The organism is Pseudomonas sp. AC239, assembly GCF_979258545.1.
Genome location: NZ_OZ409864.1, coordinates 904,287 through 926,682 on the forward strand (window position 1 = coordinate 904,287; position 22,396 = coordinate 926,682).

Genomic DNA, 22,396 nt, shown 5'->3' on the forward strand with positions numbered 1-22,396 from the left:
GGGAACGATCACTGTGTGAGCGGGCTTGCTCAGAGGGCCAGCGGCGCTCTTTCGCAGAGGGTCGCCAACGCCTTGGCCCATTGCGGGTCGTCGTTCAGGCACGGCACCAGCACCAGCTCCTCGCCACCCGCTTCGCGGAACTGTTCCTTGCCGCGATCGCCGATCTCTTCCAGGGTCTCGATGCAGTCAGCGACGAACGCCGGGCACATCACCAGAATCTTTTTCACACCGCTTTTGGCCAATTCATCCAGCCGCGCTTCGGTGTACGGCTCGATCCATTTCGCCCGGCCCAGGCGCGACTGAAACGACACCGACCATTTGCCGTCCGGCAGGCCCATGGATTTGGCGAAGGCGGCAGCGGTACGGAAGCACTGCGCGCGATAACAGGTCGCCAATACCGCCGGCGACGCGGTCTGGCAGCAATCGGCGCCCTTGAGGCAGTGATTGCCCGTCGGGTCGAGTTTGCTCAGATGGCGCTCCGGCAAGCCGTGAAAACTCAGCAGCAAATGATCGTAATCCTGCTGCAGATGCGGGCGCGCGCTGGCGGCCAGCGCCTCGATGTATTCCGGCTGATCGTAGAACGGTTGCAGGATCGACAGCTGCACATCGAGTTTCTTCTCGCGCAGCACACGCCGGGCTTCTTCGACCACCGTGGTCGTGGTGCTGTCGGCAAACTGCGGATACAGCGGCGCCAACGTGATCTTTTTGTGCCCGGCCTTCACCAGACGCAGCAGACAGGTTTCGATCGACGGCTCGCCATAACGCATCGCCAGATCCACCGGGCCGTGTTTCCAGGTCCGGGTCATCTGCTCCTGCAGGCGGCGGCTGAGCACCACCAGCGGCGAGCCCTCTTCCCACCAGATCGAGGCATAGGCGTGTGCCGATTGTTCGGGACGCTTGATCAGGATCAGCGACACCAGCAACCGCCGCAGCGGCCATGGCAGGTCGATCACGTAGGGGTCCATCAGAAATTGATTGAGGTAGCTGCGCACATCGGCCACCGAGGTGGAGGCCGGAGAGCCCAGGTTGACCAGAAGCAAAGCGTGATCGGTCATGCAACGTCCTATTTCAGAGGCGGCTGGAGAGGTCATCCAGAGCCGCGCGTAAATCCGTAAAGCGGAAGCTGAAGCCCGCTTCCAGCAAGCGTGCCGGCGTTGCGCGCTGGCCGCCGAGCAATAACAGTGACAGCTCGCCGAGCATGACTTTCAGCGCCAGGGTCGGCATCGGCATGAACGCCGGGCGGTGCAATACACTGCCCAGGGTCTTGGCAAATTCGCGGTTGCGCACAGGTTTCGGCGCGCAGGCATTATAAGGACCGCAGGCCTGATTCCGGTGCAGAAGAAAATCAATCAGGGCGATTTGATCGTCGATGTGAATCCACGGCATCCACTGCCGACCATTGCCCAAAGGCCCGCCCAGCCCGAGTTTGAACGGCAGCAGCAGGCGCGACAAAAAGCCGCCCTCGGCCGACAGCACCAGACCGGTTCGCACCAGCACCACGCGAATGCCGAGGTTCTCGGCACGCAATGCGGTTTCTTCCCAGGCGATGCACAACTGACTGGCGAAATCGTCGATGCCGGGCGGCGACTCTTCGGTCAATTCGCGCTCGCCACCGTCGCCATACCAACCGATCGCCGAGCCGGAAATCAGCAGCGACGGTTTCTGCACGCGAGTTTCCAGCCACACCAGCAGCGTTTCCGTCAGGGTGATGCGACTGCTCCACAGCAACGCCTTGCGTCGATGGGTCCAGGGACGGTCGGCAATCGGCGCACCGGCGAGATTGACGATCGCATCCAGCGGCTCGTCGCCGAGGTCCTCCAGACGGGCTATCCCGCGCACCTGCGCGCCGCAGATCTGCGCGACTTTTTCCGCGCGGCGACTCCACACCGTCAGGCGATGGCCCTGCTCCAGCCAGTGCCGGCAGAGCTGACGTCCGATCAAACCAGTACCGCCGGTCAGCAATATGTGCATGACATCTTCCTCGCGTGGCGTTTAACCCGGATCACTAGTCTATTTTTATAGGCAGGGATCTTTTCTATCGGGCAGGCTCTATGGTTTAACAATAGGCCAAGCTGTCAGAACGAGAACGCTAGAAGTTATACCAAAAAACAGAATTGTACAGGTTTCATCGACGGCGTAGTCTGTACAGAAAGGTAAACGAGGCCCCTATGACTGTACCTATCGCAATCATCGGCACCGGCATCGCCGGGCTCTCCGCCGCCCAGGCTCTGACAGAGACCGGGCATACCGTTCAACTGTTCGATAAAAGCCGCGGCAGCGGCGGGCGCATGTCGAGCAAGCGCAGCGACGCCGGCTCGCTGGACATGGGCGCTCAATACTTCACCGCGCGCGACCGCCGTTTCGTCACCGAGGTGCAGCGCTGGCAGAGTCAGGGCTGGGCCGCCGAGTGGACGCCGCAGCTGTACACCTTCCAGGGCGGGCAACTGAACATGTCGCCGGACGAGCAGACTCGCTGGGTCGGCACGCCGCGCATGAGCGCCATCACCCGTGGTCTGCTCGATGGCCTCGATGTGCAGTTTGCCTGCCGCATCACCGAGGTCTATCGCGGTGAGGAACACTGGCATTTGCAGGATGCCGACGGCGGCACCCACGGCCCCTTCAGCCATGTGGTGATCGCCACGCCGGCACCGCAAGCCACCGCGTTGCTGGCCGCCGCGCCGAAACTGGCCGGCGTCGCTGCCGGGGTGAAAATGGAGCCGACCTGGGCCGTCGCTCTCGCCTTCGAAACCCCGCTGGATACGCCAATCGAAGGCTGCTTCGTACAGGACAGCCCACTCGACTGGCTGGCGCGCAACCGTAGCAAACCCGGGCGCGACAGCACTCTCGACACGTGGGTGCTGCATGCAACCAGCGCCTGGAGCCGGCAACACATCGACCTCTCCAAGGAAGCGGTGATCGAGCATCTGCACGGTGCGTTCGCCGAACTGCTGCACAGCGCCATGCCGGCGCCGACCTTCAGCCTCGCCCACCGCTGGCTCTACGCCCGGCCCGCCACTGGCCATGAATGGACCACACTGGCCGATGTCGATCTGGGCTTGTACGCCTGCGGCGACTGGTGCCTGTCGGGTCGCGTCGAAGGGGCCTGGCTGAGCGGTCAGGAGGCTGCACGTCGCTTGCACGAACACCTGCAATGAATCGCATCAATCCACGCAAATTGCTGCTGTCGAAATGGACAGCAGCCCACCCGCAAAACCGCGAAAAACATTTTCTGGTCACCGAACTGATCCGCGACGAGGAAGGTACGGTGCTGGAGGTTGAATTGCAGGCGGTGCTGACCCAGCGCAGCGAGCGAATGGATTGGCAGATGCTGAAAGACAGCGAGCACTGGTTAATCGGCTGGAAATAGATTTCCCTTGTGGTGGCGAGCCTGCTAGCGAAAGCGCTGTATCAGATACAAATTCCTTTACTGACCCACTGCTTTCGCGAGCAGGCTCGCTCCCACAGATCAACGCCGCACAAAAATCTTATACAAAACATTTGACTTGTACATCCATCGTTCTATGCTGAGGAAAAGTTGTACAGCGATAACTCTCTGTACAGGTATAGATTCGAGGTGCTCATGTCTACTGCTTCCCTGTCCAAGCCGAAGATCGCCATCAGCGCCTGCCTGTTGGGCGAAGAAGTGCGCTACAACGGTGGGCACAAGGAATCGCGGCTATGCAGCCGTACCCTCACCGAATATTTCGATTTCGTCCCGCTGTGCCCGGAAGTCGCCATCGGCATGGGCATTCCCCGTGAGCCGATCCGGCTGGTCGGCGACCCGGAGCAACCCGAGGCAGTCGGCACCGTCGACCGGACCATCAACGTCACCAGGCCGCTGGCCGCATACGGCGAGAAAATGGCCGCCGAGTTGCAGGACCTGTCCGGCTACATCTTCATGCAGCAGTCGCCCTCCTGCGGGCTGGAGCGGGTCAAGGTCTATCACGACAACGGCGCGCCAGTGAACGGTGGCGGACGTGGCATCTATGCGCAGGCATTCTGTGCCCAGCATCCGGATCTGCCGGTGGAAGAAGCCGGGCGCCTCAACGATCCGGTGCTGCGGGAAAACTTCATCACCCGCGTCCTGGCCTACAGCGCCTGGCAACAAGTGCTCGCCGAAGGCCTGAGCCGCCGCGCCCTCACCGAATTCCATTCGCGCTACAAGTACCTGCTGATGGCGCACAACCCGCTGCAATACAAAAACCTCGGCAAGATGCTCGGCAACATGGCTGACAGCGATCCCGCCGAGCTCGGCCCGCGCTACTTCAGCGAGCTGATGGCCGCGCTGAAGAAATGCGCCACGCGCGGCACCCATTGCAACGTGCTGCTGCACCTCAGCGGTTATTTGAAACAATCGCTGAGCGCCGAAGACAAACAGGAAATGCAGCAGATCATCGGCCAGTATCGCCAGGGCATCGTGCCGCTGGTGGTGCCGTTGACGCTGCTCAAACACCATTTTCGACTCCATCCGGACCCGTACATCGCGCAGCAGGTTTACCTGCAGCCGCATCCGGAAAACCTCAGTCTGCGAAACGCGATCTAATGAACGATAAAACCGACAGCAGCGCCCGGGAAGACCTCGGCGCCGACTTCAAGAAAGCCCTCGATGAGGGCTGGTTGCCGATTCGCGAAGTCGCGCGGCAGACCGGCGTCAACGCCATTACCCTGCGTGCGTGGGAACGCCGTTACGGGTTGGTGGTGCCGCAGCGCACGCCCAAGGGCCATCGACTGTATAGCGCTGAACATGTGCAGCGAATCATGGCCATCCTCACCTGGCTCAACCGTGGCGTTGCGGTCAGCCAGGTCAAGCCACTGCTCGATGCGCCGCAGGCCTTCACGGAAACCGTGGAAAACGATTGGCAGCGTCTGCATCAGACGTTGCTGTCGGCGGTCACCTCGCTCAATGAGCGCGCGCTGGATGACAGCGTCAATCAGGCCATCGCCTTGTATCCGCCACGGACGTTGTGCGAGCAATTGCTGATGCCGCTGCTGGCCGAGCTCGAACAGCGCTGGCAGGGCCAGTTCGGCGCACAGATGGAGCGGACGTTTTTCTTTTCCTGGTTGCGCAGCAAATTCGGTGCACGCATCTACCATAACAACCGCCAACTGCATTCGGCGCCGCTGCTGTTGATCAATCATTCCGACCTGCCGCTGGAGCCGCATCTGTGGCTGTGCGCGTGGCTGATCAGCAGTGCCGATTGCCCGGTGCAAGTGTTCGACTGGCCGCTGCCGGCCGGTGAACTGGCGCTGACCGTCGAGCATCTGCAAGCCCGTGGCGTGCTGTTGTATTCGAGCAAAGCCATGCAACTGGCGCAGTTGCCCAAGCTGTTGGCGAACGTCAATTGCCCGACCTTGATTGCCGGCCCCACGGTGCACATCCACCACACCGAGTTGTCCGCACGCACCGCCCAGACTACCGATCTGTTCCTGGCTGAAGATCCGCTTGCCGCACACCAGGCGCTGCTCGAACGCGGATTGATTTGATGATGGGTTTAATCACATGCAACTGATCTGGCTGCGCAGCGACCTGCGCCAACATGACAACACTGCCCTCGCGGCCGCCGCAGCGCGCGGCCCGACTGTGGCAGTGTATCTGTTGAGTCCGCAGCAATGGCTGGAGCACGACGATGCGCCCTGCAAGGTGGATTTCTGGCTGCGCAACCTGCGCGAACTGAGCCAGAGCCTCGGCGCGCTGAACATCCCGCTGTTGATTCGCAGCGCGCTGCATTGGGATCAGGCGCCAGCAGAACTGCTCAAGCTGTGCCGGCAATTGAAGATCGAGGCGGTGCACGTCAACGAGGAATACGGCGTTCACGAAAGCCGCCGCGATGAAGCCGTGGCCGAAACGTTGCGAGCCGAGGGCATTGAGTTCCACAGCTATCTGGATCAGTTGCTGTTCAAACCCGGCACAGTGCTGACCAAGACCGGCACCTACTTCCAGGTGTTCAGTCAGTTCCGCAAGGTCTGCTACGAACGCCTGCATCGCTCGATGCCGGCGCTGGTCAAAGCACCGGGCAAACAGGCCGCGCTGGATATTGCCAGCGATGCGATTCCGGAGGCGGTCAAAGGCTTCGCCACGCCGAGCGAATCCCTGCGCGCCTTATGGCCGGCCGGCGAGCAAGAGGCGCGACGCCGGCTCGACACCTTCACCGATGCGCAGATCGACTACTACCGCAGCGAACGCGACTTCCCGGCCAAACCCGGCACCAGCCAGTTGTCGGCCTACCTCGCCGCCGGGGTGATCTCGCCACGCCAGTGCCTGCACGCCGCGCTGCAAAGCAATCAGGGCGAATTCGAAAGCGGCAAGGTCGGCGCGGTGACGTGGATCAACGAGCTGCTGTGGCGCGAGTTCTACAAACACATTCTGGTTGGCTACCCACGCGTCTCGCGCCATCGCGCCTTCCGCCCCGAAACCGAGGCGCTGGCCTGGCGCGATGCGCCGGAAGAGCTCAAGGCCTGGCAGGAGGCACGCACCGGACTGCCGATCATCGACGCGGCGATGCGCCAATTGCTGGAAACCGGCTGGATGCACAATCGCCTGCGCATGGTCGTGGCGATGTTCCTGACCAAAAACCTGCTGATCGACTGGCGCGAGGGCGAACGCTTTTTCATGCGCCACCTGATCGACGGCGACCTGGCGGCCAACAACGGTGGCTGGCAGTGGAGCTCGTCGACCGGCACCGACTCGGCGCCGTACTTCCGTATCTTCAACCCGTTGAGCCAGTCGGAAAAATTCGATGCCGAAGGCGTGTTCATCAAGCACTGGTTGCCGGAACTGGCCGGGCTCAACAAGAAGGAAGTGCACAATCCGGCGGCAGCCGGAGGGCTGTTCGGCGTGGCCGATTATCCGGCGCCGATCGTTAACCTCAGCACTTCACGCGAGCGTGCGCTGACGGCGTTCAAGAACCTGCCATCGCGCCAGCCTGTCGGCGGCAGCGATGAGTGACTTCCTGCGCAGCTTCGCCCGCGAGTTTTCCGGGTTGAACAAAGACAACCTGCATCGCTTGGGCGAGCTGTACAGCGACGACATTCATTTCACCGATCCGCTGCACGAAGTTCAGGGCCTGGCACAACTGCAGGATTACTTCAGTGAGCTGTACGCCAACGTCAGCGATCTGCGTTTCGATTTTCATGGTTTCGACCAGATCAGCGACGGTGAAGGTTACTTGCGCTGGGTCATGAGTTATCGCCATCCGCGTCTGGCCAAGGGCCGGGAAATCAGGGTCGGTGGCTGTTCGCACCTGCTCTGGCGCGACAAGGTTTATCGTCATCGGGATTATTTTGATGCCGGGGCGCTGCTGTATGAACACTTGCCAATATTGGGCCGGGTGATTGCCTGGCTGAAAAGGAGAATGGGATGAGTCGTACACCTCCACGGCGGTATTGGTTGACCGGCGCCAGCAGTGGCATCGGTGCAGCATTGTGCGAGGACATTCTGAAAAGCGGCGCGCATCTGGCGGTCAGCTCGCGCTCGACCGCGCCGCTGAAAGTCTTGTCCCAGCGCTATCCTGGCCAGGTGCTGGTGGTGCCCGGCGATCTGACCAACAGTCAGACCGTGCGTGAAATCGGTGAGCAGATCAGCGAAGCCTGGGGGGCGCTGGACAGCGTGATTCTCAACGCCGGCACCTGTGAATATGTCGATGCGCGGCAGTTCGATTCGTCGATCATCGAGCACGTGGTGCGCACCAATCTGCTCGCCAGCAGCTACTGCATCGAAGCCGCCCTGCCGTTGCTGCGCAAAGGCACGGCGCCGCATCTGGTCGGCATGGCCAGTTCGGTGACTTACCTGCCGCTGCCTCGCGCCGAAGCCTATGGCGCATCGAAGGCCGGGCTGCGTTACCTGTTCGAATCGCTGCGCATCGATCTGGCGGATGAAGGCATTGAAGTCACCATCATCAGCCCGGGTTTTGTCGAAACGCCGCTGACCGAGAGGAACGATTTCCCGATGCCACTGAGCTGGCCTGCGGATAAAGCGGCGCGGCACATCTTCGCCAAACTCAAGGACCGGCCGCTGGAAATTGCCTTCCCGGGGCTGTTCATGGCCGCGCTGTGGCCGCTGTCGAAACTGCCCGCTCGCGCGCAACTGGCGATCGGCAAACGCATGGTGCGCAAGAACCCTCCGCAGCGGGACCCGATATGAAAATCGCCGTAATTGGCAGCGGTATCGCCGGGCTCACCTGCGCCCACCTGCTGAACCGCCGCCACGACATCACTGTGTTCGAAGCGAGTGACTGGGTCGGCGGCCATACCCACACCGTACCGGTCAGCGTGGCCGGGCAATCGTTCGCCATCGATACCGGTTTCATCGTGTTCAACGACTGGACTTACCCGAACTTCATTCGCTTGCTCAACCAGCTCGGCGTGGCGTTCAAGCCGACCGAAATGAGCTTTTCGGTAACCGACCCGGACACTGGGGTGGAGTACAACGGCAACAACCTCAACAGCCTGTTCGCCCAGCGCAGCAATCTGTTGTCGCCGGGGTTCTGGGGCATGCTGCGCGACATTCTGCGCTTCAACAAAGAAGCGCAGCGCGACCTGATCGAACTGCGCATCGCCGCCGATACCACCCTCGATGATTACCTCAAGGCTGGCGGCTACGGCGAGCGTTTCATCCTGCATTACATCGTGCCGATGGGCGCGGCGATCTGGTCGATGCCGATGGCGGAAATGCTCAATTTCCCGCTGCAGTTTTTCCTGCGTTTTTTCAAAAATCATGGCCTGTTGTCGGTCAGTGATCGGCCGCAGTGGCAGGTCATTGAAGGCGGTTCCAGTGCCTATGTGGCGCCGCTGACCGCTTCGTTCAGCGACAGGATCCGCCTGAACTGCCCAGTCAAGCGCGTCGAGCGCAACGAGCACGGCGTAGTTATCCACAGCCCGGCCGGCCTCGAACATTTCGACAAAGTGGTGTTCGCCTGTCACAGCGATCAGGCGCTGAACCTGCTGGCAAACCCCAGCGACGCCGAGCGCTCGATTCTCGGCGCCCTGCTCTACGCCGACAACGATGTCGTGCTGCACACCGACACGCGCCTGCTGCCGACGCGCAAACTGGCCTGGGCCAGCTGGAATTATCGCCTCGGGGGCGCCGGCCATACGCGCGCGGCGGTCACCTACAACATGAACATCCTGCAGGGCATCGAAAGCGACACCACGTTCTGCGTCAGCCTCAACCAGACTGCCGGCATCAGCCCCGATAAAGTGCTGGCCCGCTATACCTATGCCCACCCGCAATACACCCTCGCCGCAGCGGCCGCGCAAAACCGTTGGGGCGAACTCGACGGCGAGCAGCACACGCATTATTGCGGCGCCTACTGGGCCAACGGTTTTCACGAAGATGGCGTGGTCAGCGGCTTGCGCGTCGCCGCCGCGTTCGGTGAAACCCTGTGAACAGCGCTCTGTACAGCGGCGTTATCGGCCACCGACGTTTTTCGCCGCGCCGCCACGAATTCCGCTACCGCATCGGTTTGCTCTACCTCGACCTGAGCGAACAGGACGCCGTGCTGGCCTTGTCGCCGCTGGCGGGGCGCAGTCGTTTCGCGCCGTTCTCGTTTCGCGAAACCGATTACCTGAAAGCCTTCACCGGCAAGGGCATGCGCCTGATCGACGCGGTGCGTCAGCAGGTCGGTGCAGCCATCGGTCATGAGCCACAAGGCGCGGTGTGCCTGCTGACCCAGCCGCGCAGTTGGGGGCTGTCGTTCAACCCGGTGAGTTTCTTCTACTGCCATGAAGCCGACGGGCAACTGGCGGCGATCGTTTGTGAAGTGACCAACACGCCGTGGCGCGAGCGTTATCACTATGTGCTGCCGGCGCAGGTGCCGACCAGCCTGGTGGATTTCCATCAGCATTTCGCTGTGGCCAAGGCGTTTCACGTCTCGCCGTTTCTGCCCCGCGACCTCGAATACCGCATGAGCTTCAGCCCTGCTGCGCAAAGCCTTGGCGTGCACATGGCCGATTGGCAGGGCAACGAGAAACTGTTCGACGCCACGCTCAATCTGCGCCGTGAACCGCTCGATCGTCGCAGCCTGCATCGCTACCTGCGGCGCTTCCCGTGGATGACTGCAAAAACCGCTCTGGCGATTTATTGGCAAGCACTGCGACTGCTGCTCAAGCGCGCGCCGATCTTCCCTCACCAGGCTGCCGACGGCAGCTTTAAAACCGCCACTGTGCCTCCGAAGGAGCCGCACCATGAAATCCTCTAGCCTGGCGCTCGGTCGCTTCAGCACCAACGGTTTGACCGGCTCGCTGCTGCGCCGTGGCGTGTTGCGCCAATTGGCCCAGCTTAAACACGGACAATTGATGGTCGTCGAGGATGGCGAACAAATGCTTTTCGGCACCCCGGGCAGTGCTCTGCTCGGCGAAGTCCATGTACTCGACCCGGCCCTGTGGGGCATGGTCGCCAGCAGCGGCTCGATCGGCGCCGGCGAAGCATTCATCCACGGCTATTGGAGTTCGCCGGACCTGACTGCTGTGGTGCGCGTGTTCGTCAGCAATCTCGATGTACTCGATGCCATGGAGGGTGGCTTGGCGCGTCTGGGCCGGCCCTTCGTACAAGGGCTGCACTGGCTCAATCGCAACACGCGCAAGGGTTCGCAGAAAAACATCGCCGCGCACTACGACCTCGGCAATGAACTGTTCGAACAGTTTCTCGACCCGACCATGATGTATTCCGCCGCCCAGTTCCTTTCGCCGAGCGACACTCTGGAACAGGCGCAACTGAACAAACTCGAACGCATCTGCCAGAAACTCGCGCTCAAGCCCAGCGATCACCTGCTGGAAATCGGCACCGGTTGGGGCAGCATGGCGCTGTACGCGGCGCAGCATTACGGTTGCCGCGTGACCACCACGACGCTGTCGAAAGAGCAGTTCGCGTTCACTGCCAAACGCATCGAACAATTGGGCTTGCAGGACCGCATCACCTTGCTGCTCAAGGATTACCGCGACCTCAGCGGCGAGTACGACAAACTGGTGTCGATCGAGATGATCGAAGCGGTCGGCCATCGGTTCCTGCCGACCTACTTCAAGCAATGCGCACAGTTGCTCAAAAGCAACGGCCTGATGCTGCTCCAGGCGATCACCATTCGCGAGCAACGTTATGAACAGGCCAAGCGCAGCGTCGACTTTATCCAGCGCTACATCTTCCCCGGCGGCGCCCTGCCCTCGGTGCACAAGATGCTCGATGTGGTCAGCCGCGAAACCGACATGAACCTGCTGCACATGGAAGATTTCGGTCTGCATTACGCCAAGACATTGCGCCTGTGGCACGAGAACTTTCGCCTCGCCCATGGCCGCCTGAGCGAACTGGGCTACGACGATTATTTCCTGCGTTTGTGGGAGTTCTACCTGTGCTACTGCGAGGGCGGTTTTTTGGAGCGCGCCATCGGTACCGCGCAATTGCTACTGGCCAAACCGGCGGCAATGACCGCCCCGCTGCTCGGGCGCTTCGATGCGTGAGCGTGTCGCCAATGCCCTCTTGTTTCAGCTCGGCTGGCTCGCCTGCGTGCTCGGCGGCAACAGTTTGTGGCTGTTACTTGCACTGGCGACGCTGGTGATTCATCTGCGCTGGATCAGCAGTTGGGCGGAGGAAGGCCGTTTGATCTTGTGCGTGGTGATTGTCGGCACGGCGGTGGACAGCGTTTTGCGTCAGCTCGGCGTGTTCCGCTTTGCAGATGCGTCGCCGCTGATTCCGTTGTGGCTGATGCTGCTCTGGGCGCTGCTCGCCACCACATTGCGTCATTGTCTGGCCTGGAGCGCACGGCCATGGTGGCTGGCCAGCGCACTTGGTGCGGTGGGCGGTGCGTTGTCTTACTACGGCGGCGGACGACTGGCCGGCGTGCAATTTCCCTACGGCGAAGTGTCGACGCTGATCGTCATCGGGCTGCTCTGGGCAGGGCTGTTTCCGTTGTTGCATTTGATGGCGCGGCGTCTGGTGCCGTGAGCGTCCGTCAGCGCTTTCACACCCACAGCGATCACTGCCTTACACTGCCGCCATGAAAACCATCCCCCTCACACAAGTCGAAGAACCGGCCGTCACCTGCTCGACCTGCGCGGCATGCTGCTGCCAGCTCGAAGTGATGCTGATCACCGACACCGGCGTGCCTGATCGCTTTATCGATACCGATGAATGGGGCGGTGAAGTAATGCTGCGTCTGGACGACGGCTGGTGCGCCGCGCTGGATCGCGACAGCATGATGTGCACGATCTACGAACGCCGCCCGCTGATCTGCCGCGAGTTCGAAATGGGCGCGCCGGAGTGCATCGAAGAACGCCGGGGTATTGCCACAGCCTACCGCTGATTTCTTTGACAACGCAGAAACAACTGTGGGAGCGAGCCTGCTCGCGAAGCGGTGTGTCAGCCACCATTTGAATTGACTGACACTCAGCTTTCGCGAGCAGGCTCGCTCCCACGTTGGTTCCGCGTAGCGGCGGATTACAGCGGCATTGTGTAATGCAGCGCGTAGCTTTCTACACCATCGTTGTCGCTGGACAGGCCGGCGTTGGAGTAGTGCGTGGCGCGGATGCCGACTTCGTGGCCGCCATTGAAGCGCAGGCCGAAACCGATGCGGTCTTCGAACTGGAAGGAGCCGCCCAGTTTGTTGCTTTCGTATTCGGTGTTGGAGAAGAACGCCGCGCCGATACCCGCTTCAACGTAGGGTTTGACCGACTGACCGGCAAACTCGTAAACGAATACAGGCGAGAACGACAGGCTGTTGTTGCTGGAAGTCTTGTCACCTTCCCAGTACGTGTAGGCACCGCTCCAGTAGCCGGTCAGGCGACCGACGTCGCTCTGCAGCCAGCTCTTGTCCCAGTCGAAATTCATGCCCAGGCGATACGTCATTGTCGAATCGCTGGTACCGCCGACGGCGAATTCAACGCCAGCGGCTTGTGCAGAAATGCTTTGCCCCATCAGTGCGGCCGCAATCGCGGCCAAGCAGAATAGTCGCTTCACTTTGAAACTTCCTTTTCCGGAACGATCGTTTGGTTTTTAGTTGCTGCTGTCGCTATAGAAATCTGCGCGTGGTCAGAAGTTCAGCGTATTTCGAGTTATTTCACATTTTTTTTACAAGTCGAAGTTTTGCACATTCGACGCAGTTTGGCCCAGCAGAGGTAGGATTTTTCTGAAGGATTGCGCATCAGCACTGGTCCAGAATTTCACTGGCACGCTCGGCCCCTGTGACAGCAGATCACGCTCGGCCAGCAGCCGTTGCAGCTGCCGGGCCACGGCCGCTCCGGTATCGATCAGGCTGATATCGTCGGCGATCATCGACCTTAGCAACGGCTTGAGAAAAGGATAATGGGTGCATCCGAGGATGATCGTATCGCAGCCATGAGCCAGTAAAGGCGTGACGTAACCCTGCAATAACGTGCGCAACTCGGGACTGTGCAGGTCGCCACTTTCAATCAGCTCGACCAGCCCCGGGCAGGGCTGAGTGATGACTTTTACGTCAGCCGCAAAGCGATCGAGCAAAGCGGCAAACTTGGCGCTCTGCAACGTACCTGTCGTTGCCAGCACGCCAACCACGCCGCTACGGGTCGCCGCTGCGGCCGGCTTGACCGCCGGTTCCATGCCGACAATCGGCCAGTCGGGAAAATCGCGACGCAAGTCGGCAACACCGGCCACGGTCGCGGTATTACACGCCAGCACCAGAGCCTTGGCGCCCTGCTCGCGGAAAAAACCGGCCATCACACTGCAACGCTGGCGGATGAATTCCGGAGTCTTTTCGCCGTAGGGAATGTGCCCGCAATCGGCGACGTAAAGCAGCGATTCGTTGGGCAGCAAACGCTGGATCTCGCCGAGGACCGACAAGCCGCCGACCCCGGAGTCGAACACGCCGATCGGCGCTTCACGCATGGCGGGCGCCACAGACGCTGCAGCCCGGATCGCGCTTGACCCGCAGTTCACGGAAGCGCGAGCCCAAGGCGTCGATCAGCAACAGCCGCCCCACCAGCGGCTCGCCAAAACCGACCAGCACCTTCAACGCCTCCAGCGCCTGCAAGCTGCCGACCAGACCGACCAGCGGACCGACCACACCCGCTTCGCTGCACGTGAGCTCGGCTTCGCTGCCGTGTCCGTACAGGCAGTGATAGCAAGGGCTCTCGGCACGCCGTGAGTCGAACACCGACAGCTGCCCTTCCAGACGAATGGCCGCGCCGCTGACCAATGGCTTGCGCTCGGCAACACAGGCGGCGTTAACCGCCTCACGCGTAGAGAAATTGTCCGAGCAATCGAGCACCAGATCCACCGCCGCCACCGCTGCGGCGAGAGAATCCTCGTCCAGCGCCTGGCGATGGGCGATCAATTGAATTTCGGGATTGATCGCACCCAGGCGCTTGAGCGCCGAGTCGACCTTGGACATGCCGACACTGTCGGTGTCGTGAATGATCTGTCGTTGCAGGTTGGTCAGGTCGACCGTGTCGAAATCCGCCAAATGCAACTCGCCGACGCCCGCTGCCGCCAGATACAACGCCACCGGCGCGCCGAGACCGCCAAGGCCGACGATCAGCACGCGGCTGGCCTTGAGCTTCAGCTGCCCGTCGATGTCGATGTGTTGCAGCAGAATCTGCCGGCTGTAGCGCAGCAATTCCTGATCATTCAGCACGGCAGGCGCCCCAGACTGATGCGTTGATGGCCGCCCAGATCTGTGCGGCTGTGGACTTCTTCAAAGCCACGAGTGAGCAGCAGATCACGCACGGCTTCGGCCTGATCATAGCCGTGTTCGAGCATCAGCCAGCCGCCGGTTTCAAGATGATCCGGCGCCTGCGCAACAATCAGGCGCAAATCGTCGAGGCCATCTTCACCGGCGACCAGCGCACTGGCCGGTTCGAAACGCACATCGCCCTCGACCAGATGCGGATCGGCGGCGGCAATGTACGGCGGGTTGCTGATGATCAGCTGAAAGCGCTGGCCTTCAAGGGCGCTGAACCAATGGCTGCTCAGCACCGTGGCGTTGTTCAAGTGCAGACGCTGGCGATTGCGTTCGGCCAGGGCCACGGCTTCGAGCACTCGATCGACGGCGGTGACTTTCCACGCCGGGCGTTCGCTGGCCAAAGCCAACGCAATCGCGCCACTGCCGGTGCCGAGATCGAGGACCTTGGCCGGGGTTGCAGGCAGCAACTCAAGGGCTGCCTCCACCAGCAACTCGGTGTCCGGGCGCGGGATCAGCGTGTGCGGCGCGACTTCCAGATCGAGTTTCCAGAAACCCTGCTGGCCGAGAATGTAGGCCACCGGTTCACCGCTACGCCGCCGTTGCAAATATTCGGCAAAGGTCAGCGCAGCCTCGCTCGGCACGATGCGCTCGGGCCAGGTGTGCAGAAAGCTGCGCGACTTGCCCAGTGCGGCGGCGAGGAGCAGTTCAGCGTCCAGGCGTGCAGTGGGCGAGTCCGGCAACTCGGCAGCGCGCAACAGGCTGGCGATGATGGTCATTTATTCACCTATCGCTGCGAGTTGGTCTGCCTGATACTCGGCCAGCAATGGCTCAATCACCGCTTCGACGCCACCGGCGAGAATTTCATCCAGCGAATACAGGGTCAGGTTGACGCGATGGTCGGTGACCCGGCCTTGGGCGTAGTTGTAGGTGCGGATGCGCTCGGATCGATCGCCGGAACCGACCAGCAACTTGCGCTCGCTGGCAATCGCGTTGGCCGCCGCAGCGTTTTGCTGATCATTGAGCTTGGCCGACAACCACGCCATCGCCCGGGCACGGTTCTTGTGCTGGGAACGTTCTTCCTGGCATTCAACGACGGTGCCGGTCGGGATATGGGTGATGCGGATCGCCGAATCGGTGGTGTTGACGTGCTGACCACCAGCGCCGGAGGAGCGGAACGTGTCGACGCGCAGATCCGCCGGGTTGATCTCGATGGCCTCGCGCTCGTCCGGCTCGGGCAATACCGCGACAGTGCAGGCTGAAGTGTGGATACGGCCCTGGGATTCGGTGGCGGGTACACGCTGTACACGGTGCGCGCCGGACTCGAATTTCAGTTTGCCGTAAACGTTGTCGCCTTCGATGCGCGCAATGACTTCTTTATAGCCACCATGTTCGCCTTCGTTTTCCGAGAGGATTTCGACACGCCAGCCACGCCGCTCGGCATAGCGCGAGTACATGCGGAACAGGTCGCCAGAGAAAATCGCCGCCTCGTCGCCACCGGTGCCGGCGCGAATTTCGAGGAAGACGTTGCGCCCGTCATTCGGATCTTTCGGCAGCAGCATGCGCTGCAGGTCGGATTCCAGCGTGACCAGCAACTCCTTGGCTTCGCGAACTTCTTCCACGGCCATTTCGCGCATGTCCGGGTCGTTGTCCTTGAGCAGCGCCTGCGCGCCTTCGAGATCGCTTTGTACGCCGAGCAGCTTTTTATACGCGGCCACTACCGGCTCGAGTTCGGCGTACTCCTTGGAATAGGCGCGGAATTTGGCCTGATCGGCAATGACTTCGCCGTCGCCGAGCAGCGCGGTCAGTTCCTCGAAACGGTCCTGGAGAATGTCCAGCTTGTTGAGCAGTGACGCTTTCATTGCGGTTTTTTATCCGAAAAACTATCCGGTGAGCCCTCAAGGGCGAAGAGTTCCTGGGCCATGGCCAGCGCATCGAGGCGGCCTTCGGCAGACAGCTTTTTCAACTGCACGCTGGGCGCATGCAAGAGTTTGTTGGTGAGGCCACGGGCCAATTGCCCGAGCACCTCTTCGGCGTTGCCGCCGTTGGCCAGCAGACGCAGGGCCTTCTGCAATTCTTCGTCACGCAGGCGTTCACTCTGTTGACGATAGGCCTTGAGCACATCGACCGCCGCCAGTTCGCGCAGGCGCACCATGAAATCATCGGCGCCGACCGAGACCATTTCCTCCGCCGCTTGTGCAGCGCCCTGACGGCTCTTGAGGTTCTCGGCGACCACTTCGTGGAGATCATCGACGCTGTACAGGTAAACGTCGTCGAGTTCGCCGACTTCCGGCTCGATATCGCGCGGTACCGCAATGTCGACCATGAAGATCGGCTTGTGCTTGCGCAGCTTCAGCGCACTTTCCACCGCGCCCTTGCCAAGAATCGGCAACTGGCTGGCGGTCGAACTGATGACGATATCGCTGCGCACCAGCTCCGCCGGAATATCCGAGAGCAGCACCGCGTGAGCGCCGAATTGCTCGGCCAACTGACTGGCGCGCTCCAGCGTGCGGTTGGCGACGACGATGCGCTTGACTCCCAGCTCATGCAAATGGCGCGCGACCAGCGTAATCGTCTCGCCGGCACCGATCAGCAGCGCCTGGCTGCGTTGCAGATCGCTGAAAATCTGTTTCGCCAGGCTCACTGCGGCAAACGCCACCGACACCGGGTTTTCGCCAATCGCAGTATCGGTACGCACCTGCTTCGCGGCATTGAAGGTGGCCTGAAACAGCCGCCCCAGCAACGGCCCGATAGTGCCGGCCTCACGGGCTACGGCGTAGGCCGATTTCATCTGACCGAGAATCTGCGGTTCGCCCAGCACCAGCGAGTCGAGCCCGGAGGCGACGCGCATCATGTGACGAACAGCCGCATCGTCTTCATGCACATAGGCACTGGCGCGCAGCTCATCGAGGCTCAAATGGTGATAATCGGCCAGCCAGCGCAGCACGACGTCCGCCGAGAGCTGATCCTGTTCTATATAAAGCTCACTGCGATTGCAGGTGGAGAGGATCGCGGCTTCGCGGCTGTCGGTCAGTCGGCAGAGCTGCTGCAAGGCCTCAACCAGCTGCTCAGGGGTAAAGGCCACGCGCTCGCGGACGTCTACTGAAGCAGTCTTGTGGTTAATACCGAGTGCAAGGAAGGCCATTCAAGGTCGCTGGTGGTGACGTGAAGCCGGCAATTGTCCTACTTCGAAAGATTCAGAACAACTACCGCTGACTATTGTCCCAATTGTCGGCCCCTATAATGGCCACAATTGAGTCTCGGTTATGTTTGGCCGAAGGCTTGTGTCATGATGATCCGACCGCAGGTTAGTCGTCCTCTTCCTATATGAATAGATCTTCCGCGTTGCTCCTCGCTTTTGTCTTCCTCAGCGGCTGCCAGACCATGGCGCCCGTTGCGCCGAACGGCACCCCGCCGGCCGAAGACACCACGCCCGCGCCTGAAAAGCCCAAGGTTTACAGCTCGTTCAGCGAGGAAACCGTGTTCAGCCTGCTGAGCGCCGAACTCGCCGGCCAGCGCAATCGTTTCGACATTGCTCTGGACAATTACGTGACCCAGGCGATCAACACCCAGGATCCGGGCGTCTCCGAGCGTGCTTTTCGCATCGCCGAGTATCTGGGCGCCGATCAACCGGCCCTCGACACCGCGCTGATCTGGGCCCGCAATGCTCCGGACGACCTCGAAGCGCAACGCGCCGCCGCCGTGCAACTGGCCCGCGCCGGGCGTTACGACGACTCCATGGTCTACATGGAGAAAGTCCTGCAGGGCAAGGGCGACACCCATTTCGACTTCCTCGCGCTGTCGGCCGCCGACACCGATCAGGAAACCCGCAACGGTCTGATGAAAAGCTTCGACCGTTTGCTGCAGCGTCACCCGAACAACAACCAGCTGATTTTCGGCAAGGCTCTGCTGTTGCAGCAGGACGGCGACAATCAAGGTGCGCTGACTCTGCTTGAAGACAATCCGCCGGAAGATGGCGAGATCGCTCCGATCCTGCTGCGCGCGCGCCTGCTTCAGTTACTCAACCGTGGCGACGAAGCGCTGCCGCTGTTGCAGAAAAACATCAGGAAGTACCCGGAAGACAAACGCCTGCGCCTGACCTACGCGCGCATGCTGGTCGAACAGGACCGCATGGACGACGCCAAGGCCGAGTTCTCCACCCTTGTTCAGCAATACCCGGAAGACGATGAACTGCGTTACTCGCTGGCGCTGGTGTGCCTGGAAGCCAAGGCGTGGGATGAGGCCAAGGGTTATCTGGAAGACCTGATCGCTCGCGAAAGCCATGTCGATTCGGCGCACCTGAACCTCGGTCGGATTGCCGAAGAACGCAACGACCCGCAAGGCGCACTCATCGAGTACGCACAGGTCGGCCCGGGCAATGACTATTTGCCGGCACAGCTGCGTCAGGCCGATATCCTGATGAGCAACGGCAAGACCGCTGAAGCGCAGAGCAAGCTGGCGGCCGAGCGTGACGAGCAACCGGATTACGCGATCCAGCTGTATCTGATCGAATCGGAAAGCCTGTCGGCCAACAAACAGGACGACAAGGCCTGGAAGGTTCTGCAACAAGCGCTGCAGAAATATCCGGACGATCTCAACCTGCTTTACACCCGGGCCATGCTCGCGGAAAAACGCAATGACCTGGCGCAGATGGAAAAAGACCTGCGCCTGATCATCAAGCGCGATCCGGACAATGCCATGGCGCTGAATGCGCTGGGCTACACCCTGTCCGATCGCACTACCCGTTACGCTGAAGCGAAAACGTTGATCGAGCAGGCGCACCAGATCAACCCGGAAGACCCGGCAGTTCTCGACAGCCTTGGCTGGGTGAACTACCGCTTGGGCAATCTGGATGATGCGGAGAAATACTTGCGCCAGGCGCTCGAGCGTTTTCCTGATCACGAAGTCGCCGCGCACCTCGGCGAAGTCCTCTGGGCCAAGGGCAATCAACGCGAAGCCAAACAAGTGTGGGGCAAGTTCCTCAAGGATCAGCCCGACAGCACCATTCTGCGCAGCACCATCAAGCGCCTGACCGGATCCGAGACTCTTTAACCCATGTTTTTGCGCCACGTTATTGTTTTCAGCTTCATCGCCCTGCTCGCCGGCTGCTCGGGGTTCGGCACTCGCGAGTCGGTCGAGGGCCACGGCAGCCCGGCCCAGTGGGCGGCTAACAAACAGCAATTGACCGGCCTCGATGGCTGGCAGATCGACGGCAAGATCGGCATCCGCGCGCCGAAGGATTCCGGCAGCGGCACGTTGTTCTGGCTGCAGCGGCAGGACTATTACGACATTCGCCTGTCCGGCCCGCTGGGTCGTGGCGCGGCACGCCTGACCGGGCGTCCGGGCAAGGTGTCGCTGGAAGTTGCCAACCAGGGCCGCTACGAATCGCAATCACCTGAAGCGCTGCTCGAAGAACAGCTCGGCTGGAAATTGCCGGTGTCGAATCTGGCCTGGTGGGTTCGTGGCCTGCCCGCTCCGGAAAGCAAAAGTCGTCTGAACCTGGACGCCGACAGTCGTCTGGCCAGCCTTGAGCAGGACGGCTGGAAAGTCGAATACACCGCCTACACCGAACAGAATGGTTATTGGCTGCCCGAACGCATCAAGCTGCACGGCACCGACCTCGACGTGACGCTGGTGATCAAGACCTGGCAACCGCGCAAGTTGGGGCAATAACGCATGACCGCTGCACGCCTGACCCTGCCCTCGCCGGCCAAACTCAACTTGATGCTGCACATTCTCGGTCGCCGTGAAGACGGTTATCACGAGTTGCAGACGCTGTTTCAGTTCCTTGATTACGGCGATGAAATCACTTTCGCCGTACGCGATGACGGCGCCATCCAACTGCACACCGAGTTCGCCGGCGTGCCCCACGACAGCAACCTGATCGTGCGCGCAGCGAAGATGTTGCAGCAACAGTCCGGCTGCGCGCTCGGCATCGACATCTGGATCGACAAAGTCTTGCCCATGGGCGGCGGCATTGGCGGCGGCAGCTCGAATGCGGCGACGACCCTGCTCGGTCTCAATCATCTTTGGCAACTGGGCTGGGATGAAGATCGCCTCGCCGCACTGGGCTTGTCACTCGGTGCCGATGTGCCGGTTTTCGTCCGCGGCCACGCGGCGTTTGCCGAGGGCGTCGGTGAGAAACTGACCCCGGTCGATCCCGAAGAACCGTGGTATCTGGTGCTCGTGCCGCAAGTCGCTGTTAGTACGGCAGAAATTTTTTCCGATCCTTTGTTGACACGTAACACACCGCCCATTAAAGTGCGCCCCGTTCCCGAGGGAAACAGTCGAAATGACTGCTTGCCGGTGGTAGCAAGGCGTTATCCAGAGGTACGTAACGCATTGGATTTGTTAGGTAAATTTACCGAAGCAAAGCTCACCGGAACTGGAAGTTGTGTGTTTGGGGGCTTCCCAAGCAAAGCTGAAGCTGATAAAGTCTCGGCCCTTCTGACAGAGACCCTTACAGGGTTTGTAGCGAAAGGAAGCAACGTTTCGATGTTGCATCGCAAGCTGCAAAGTCTGCTCTAAAGGAATCAAGTGCCCGGCACTTGAAAGCAACAGATACAGGGGCGTCGCCAAGCGGTAAGGCAGCAGGTTTTGATCCTGCCATGCGTTGGTTCGAATCCAGCCGCCCCTGCCATTTTCTCTACTCATCCAGGTTACCCTCAGCCTCTAGGTACTGCGCGTGTCCAAGATGATGGTCTTTACGGGGAATGCCAACCCCGATCTGGCTCGGCGTGTCGTACGTCAGCTGCATATCCCTCTCGGTGACATCTCTGTCGGCAAGTTTTCCGACGGCGAAATCACAGCCGAGATCAATGAAAACGTTCGCGGTAAAGACGTCTTCATTATTCAGCCGACCTGCGCTCCGACCAACGATAACCTGATGGAACTGGTAGTGATGGCTGACGCCTTCCGCCGCTCCTCGGCTACTCGTATCACTGCTGTTATTCCTTATTTTGGTTATGCCCGTCAGGATCGCCGTCCGCGTTCCGCACGTGTGGCTATCAGCGCGAAAGTCGTTGCTGACATGCTTACCGTAGTCGGCATCGACCGTGTTCTCACGGTTGATCTGCATGCTGACCAGATTCAGGGCTTCTTCGATATTCCGGTAGATAACATCTACGGCTCCCCGGTTCTGGTGGATGACATCGAAGATCAGCGCTTCGAAAACCTGATGATCGTGTCCCCGGACATTGGTGGCGTCGTGCGTGCACGGGCTGTTGCCAAGTCGCTGGGCGTCGATCTCGGGATCATCGACAAACGCCGTGAGAAAGCCAATCACTCTGAAGTGATGCATATCATCGGTGATGTCGAAGGGCGTACCTGTATTCTCGTCGATGACATGGTCGATACCGCCGGCACCCTGTGCCACGCGGCCAAGGCCCTGAAAGAGCATGGCGCAGCCAAGGTCTTTGCCTACTGCACACACCCTGTGCTGTCGGGCCGGGCCATCGAGAATATCGAAAATTCCGTGCTGGACGAGCTGGTGGTCACTAATACCATCCCGCTGTCCGCTGCAGCACAAGCCTGTGCACGTATCCGTCAACTGGATATCGCACCGGTTGTTGCCGAAGCGGTTCGCCGCATCAGCAATGAAGAATCGATCAGCGCGATGTTCCGTTAAGGGCCCAGCCCTTCACGAAATGTCTCGTTGACGAAAAGCGCCCCGCCCCGGCATTCCTGTCGGGGCGGGGCTTTTTTGCCCATACCGTGTTCGGCGCTGGTCGCAAACGCCACTCGGTCATGGCTATTTT

Annotated in this window: 24 protein-coding genes and 1 tRNA gene; 17 read left to right on the forward strand and 8 right to left on the reverse strand. The window is 60.8% G+C overall.

Features of this window, described 5'->3' with window-relative positions:
- Positions 1-29 precede the first annotated feature (29 nt).
- Positions 30-1,055, reverse strand: a complete 1,026-nt coding sequence (hemH, locus tag ACZ0AZ_RS04115) for a ferrochelatase (RefSeq protein ID WP_039761306.1) — start codon at positions 1,053-1,055, stop codon at positions 30-32.
- A gap of 13 nt (positions 1,056-1,068) precedes the next feature.
- Positions 1,069-1,971, reverse strand: a complete 903-nt coding sequence (locus tag ACZ0AZ_RS04120) for a TIGR01777 family oxidoreductase (RefSeq protein WP_463538747.1) — start codon at positions 1,969-1,971, stop codon at positions 1,069-1,071.
- A gap of 197 nt (positions 1,972-2,168) precedes the next feature.
- On the opposite strand from ACZ0AZ_RS04120, the gene ACZ0AZ_RS04125 reads away from it, so the two are divergent.
- The 12 genes from ACZ0AZ_RS04125 (at position 2,169) to ACZ0AZ_RS04180 (ending at position 12,290) form a co-directional block, all read left to right on the forward strand.
- Entirely contained in the window at positions 2,169-3,155 is a 987-nt protein-coding gene (locus ACZ0AZ_RS04125) for an NAD(P)/FAD-dependent oxidoreductase (protein ID WP_129997674.1), read from the forward strand.
- Positions 3,152-3,367, forward strand: coding sequence for a TIGR02450 family Trp-rich protein (locus tag ACZ0AZ_RS04130; protein WP_310405971.1), 216 nt, complete (start codon positions 3,152-3,154; stop codon positions 3,365-3,367). The genes ACZ0AZ_RS04125 and ACZ0AZ_RS04130 overlap by 4 nt, the downstream gene beginning before the upstream one ends.
- Positions 3,368-3,580: 213 nt before the next feature.
- Complete coding sequence (locus tag ACZ0AZ_RS04135) at positions 3,581-4,543, forward strand: YbgA family protein (protein ID WP_125925720.1); 963 nt, start codon at positions 3,581-3,583, stop codon at positions 4,541-4,543.
- On the forward strand, positions 4,543-5,484 hold the full coding sequence (locus tag ACZ0AZ_RS04140) for a MerR family transcriptional regulator (protein WP_463538748.1): 942 nt from the start codon (positions 4,543-4,545) through the stop codon (positions 5,482-5,484). Before ACZ0AZ_RS04135 ends, ACZ0AZ_RS04140 begins: the two co-directional genes overlap by 1 nt.
- A gap of 16 nt (positions 5,485-5,500) precedes the next feature.
- A complete protein-coding gene (gene phrB, locus ACZ0AZ_RS04145) occupies positions 5,501-6,946 on the forward strand; it encodes a deoxyribodipyrimidine photo-lyase (protein ID WP_463538749.1) in 1,446 nt (481 codons plus the stop codon).
- Positions 6,939-7,361, forward strand: coding sequence for a nuclear transport factor 2 family protein (locus ACZ0AZ_RS04150; protein ID WP_039761293.1), 423 nt, complete (start codon positions 6,939-6,941; stop codon positions 7,359-7,361). The genes phrB and ACZ0AZ_RS04150 overlap by 8 nt, the downstream gene beginning before the upstream one ends.
- Positions 7,358-8,140, forward strand: a complete 783-nt coding sequence (locus tag ACZ0AZ_RS04155; protein WP_129997678.1) for an SDR family NAD(P)-dependent oxidoreductase — start codon at positions 7,358-7,360, stop codon at positions 8,138-8,140. Before ACZ0AZ_RS04150 ends, ACZ0AZ_RS04155 begins: the two co-directional genes overlap by 4 nt.
- Positions 8,137-9,384 (forward strand): NAD(P)/FAD-dependent oxidoreductase, encoded by a 1,248-nt coding sequence (locus ACZ0AZ_RS04160; protein ID WP_463538750.1) that lies wholly within the window; start codon positions 8,137-8,139, stop codon positions 9,382-9,384. Before ACZ0AZ_RS04155 ends, ACZ0AZ_RS04160 begins: the two co-directional genes overlap by 4 nt.
- On the forward strand, positions 9,381-10,196 hold the full coding sequence (locus tag ACZ0AZ_RS04165) for a DUF1365 domain-containing protein (protein ID WP_122507860.1): 816 nt from the start codon (positions 9,381-9,383) through the stop codon (positions 10,194-10,196). Before ACZ0AZ_RS04160 ends, ACZ0AZ_RS04165 begins: the two co-directional genes overlap by 4 nt.
- Positions 10,183-11,448: a class I SAM-dependent methyltransferase gene (locus tag ACZ0AZ_RS04170; RefSeq protein WP_463570955.1), complete on the forward strand. Its 1,266-nt coding sequence runs from the start codon at positions 10,183-10,185 to the stop codon at positions 11,446-11,448. Before ACZ0AZ_RS04165 ends, ACZ0AZ_RS04170 begins: the two co-directional genes overlap by 14 nt.
- On the forward strand, positions 11,441-11,932 hold the full coding sequence (locus ACZ0AZ_RS04175; RefSeq protein ID WP_129997682.1) for a DUF2878 domain-containing protein: 492 nt from the start codon (positions 11,441-11,443) through the stop codon (positions 11,930-11,932). Before ACZ0AZ_RS04170 ends, ACZ0AZ_RS04175 begins: the two co-directional genes overlap by 8 nt.
- Before the next feature lie 52 nt (positions 11,933-11,984).
- Positions 11,985-12,290 carry a YkgJ family cysteine cluster protein gene (locus ACZ0AZ_RS04180; RefSeq protein WP_039761282.1) on the forward strand — a complete coding sequence of 102 codons (306 nt, stop codon included), beginning with the start codon at positions 11,985-11,987 and terminating at the stop codon, positions 12,288-12,290.
- Positions 12,291-12,424: 134 nt separating this feature from the next.
- On the opposite strand, the gene ACZ0AZ_RS04185 is transcribed toward ACZ0AZ_RS04180, so the two are convergent.
- From ACZ0AZ_RS04185 to hemA, 6 genes are all read right to left on the reverse strand, one after another.
- Positions 12,425-12,943 (reverse strand): acyloxyacyl hydrolase, encoded by a 519-nt coding sequence (locus tag ACZ0AZ_RS04185; protein ID WP_024014291.1) that lies wholly within the window; start codon positions 12,941-12,943, stop codon positions 12,425-12,427.
- A 111-nt stretch (positions 12,944-13,054) separates the two neighbouring features.
- Positions 13,055-13,846, reverse strand: a complete 792-nt coding sequence (gene murI, locus ACZ0AZ_RS04190) for a glutamate racemase (protein WP_039761280.1) — start codon at positions 13,844-13,846, stop codon at positions 13,055-13,057.
- Positions 13,839-14,594, reverse strand: a complete 756-nt coding sequence (locus ACZ0AZ_RS04195) for a molybdopterin-synthase adenylyltransferase MoeB (RefSeq protein WP_039761279.1) — start codon at positions 14,592-14,594, stop codon at positions 13,839-13,841. The genes murI and ACZ0AZ_RS04195 overlap by 8 nt, the downstream gene beginning before the upstream one ends.
- Positions 14,588-15,418 carry a peptide chain release factor N(5)-glutamine methyltransferase gene (gene prmC / locus ACZ0AZ_RS04200; RefSeq protein WP_122693167.1) on the reverse strand — a complete coding sequence of 277 codons (831 nt, stop codon included), beginning with the start codon at positions 15,416-15,418 and terminating at the stop codon, positions 14,588-14,590. The genes ACZ0AZ_RS04195 and prmC overlap by 7 nt, the downstream gene beginning before the upstream one ends.
- Entirely contained in the window at positions 15,419-16,501 is a 1,083-nt protein-coding gene (prfA, locus tag ACZ0AZ_RS04205; protein ID WP_129997684.1) for a peptide chain release factor 1, read from the reverse strand.
- Positions 16,498-17,784: a glutamyl-tRNA reductase gene (gene hemA, locus ACZ0AZ_RS04210; RefSeq protein WP_039761277.1), complete on the reverse strand. Its 1,287-nt coding sequence runs from the start codon at positions 17,782-17,784 to the stop codon at positions 16,498-16,500. The genes prfA and hemA overlap by 4 nt, the downstream gene beginning before the upstream one ends.
- A gap of 182 nt (positions 17,785-17,966) precedes the next feature.
- Here hemA and ACZ0AZ_RS04215 point away from each other — a divergent pair, with 182 nt between their 5' ends.
- The 5 genes from ACZ0AZ_RS04215 (at position 17,967) to ACZ0AZ_RS04235 (ending at position 22,266) form a co-directional block, all read left to right on the forward strand.
- A complete protein-coding gene (locus ACZ0AZ_RS04215; RefSeq protein ID WP_039761275.1) occupies positions 17,967-19,691 on the forward strand; it encodes a tetratricopeptide repeat protein in 1,725 nt (574 codons plus the stop codon).
- A 3-nt stretch (positions 19,692-19,694) separates the two neighbouring features.
- Positions 19,695-20,312 (forward strand): lipoprotein insertase outer membrane protein LolB, encoded by a 618-nt coding sequence (gene lolB, locus ACZ0AZ_RS04220; protein WP_042609700.1) that lies wholly within the window; start codon positions 19,695-19,697, stop codon positions 20,310-20,312.
- A 3-nt stretch (positions 20,313-20,315) separates the two neighbouring features.
- Complete coding sequence (gene ispE, locus ACZ0AZ_RS04225) at positions 20,316-21,167, forward strand: 4-(cytidine 5'-diphospho)-2-C-methyl-D-erythritol kinase (protein WP_463538751.1); 852 nt, start codon at positions 20,316-20,318, stop codon at positions 21,165-21,167.
- Positions 21,168-21,204: 37 nt separating this feature from the next.
- A tRNA-Gln gene (locus ACZ0AZ_RS04230) sits at positions 21,205-21,279 on the forward strand.
- A 45-nt stretch (positions 21,280-21,324) separates the two neighbouring features.
- Positions 21,325-22,266 (forward strand): ribose-phosphate pyrophosphokinase, encoded by a 942-nt coding sequence (locus tag ACZ0AZ_RS04235; RefSeq protein WP_003171603.1) that lies wholly within the window; start codon positions 21,325-21,327, stop codon positions 22,264-22,266.
- Positions 22,267-22,396: the final 130 nt, after the last annotated feature.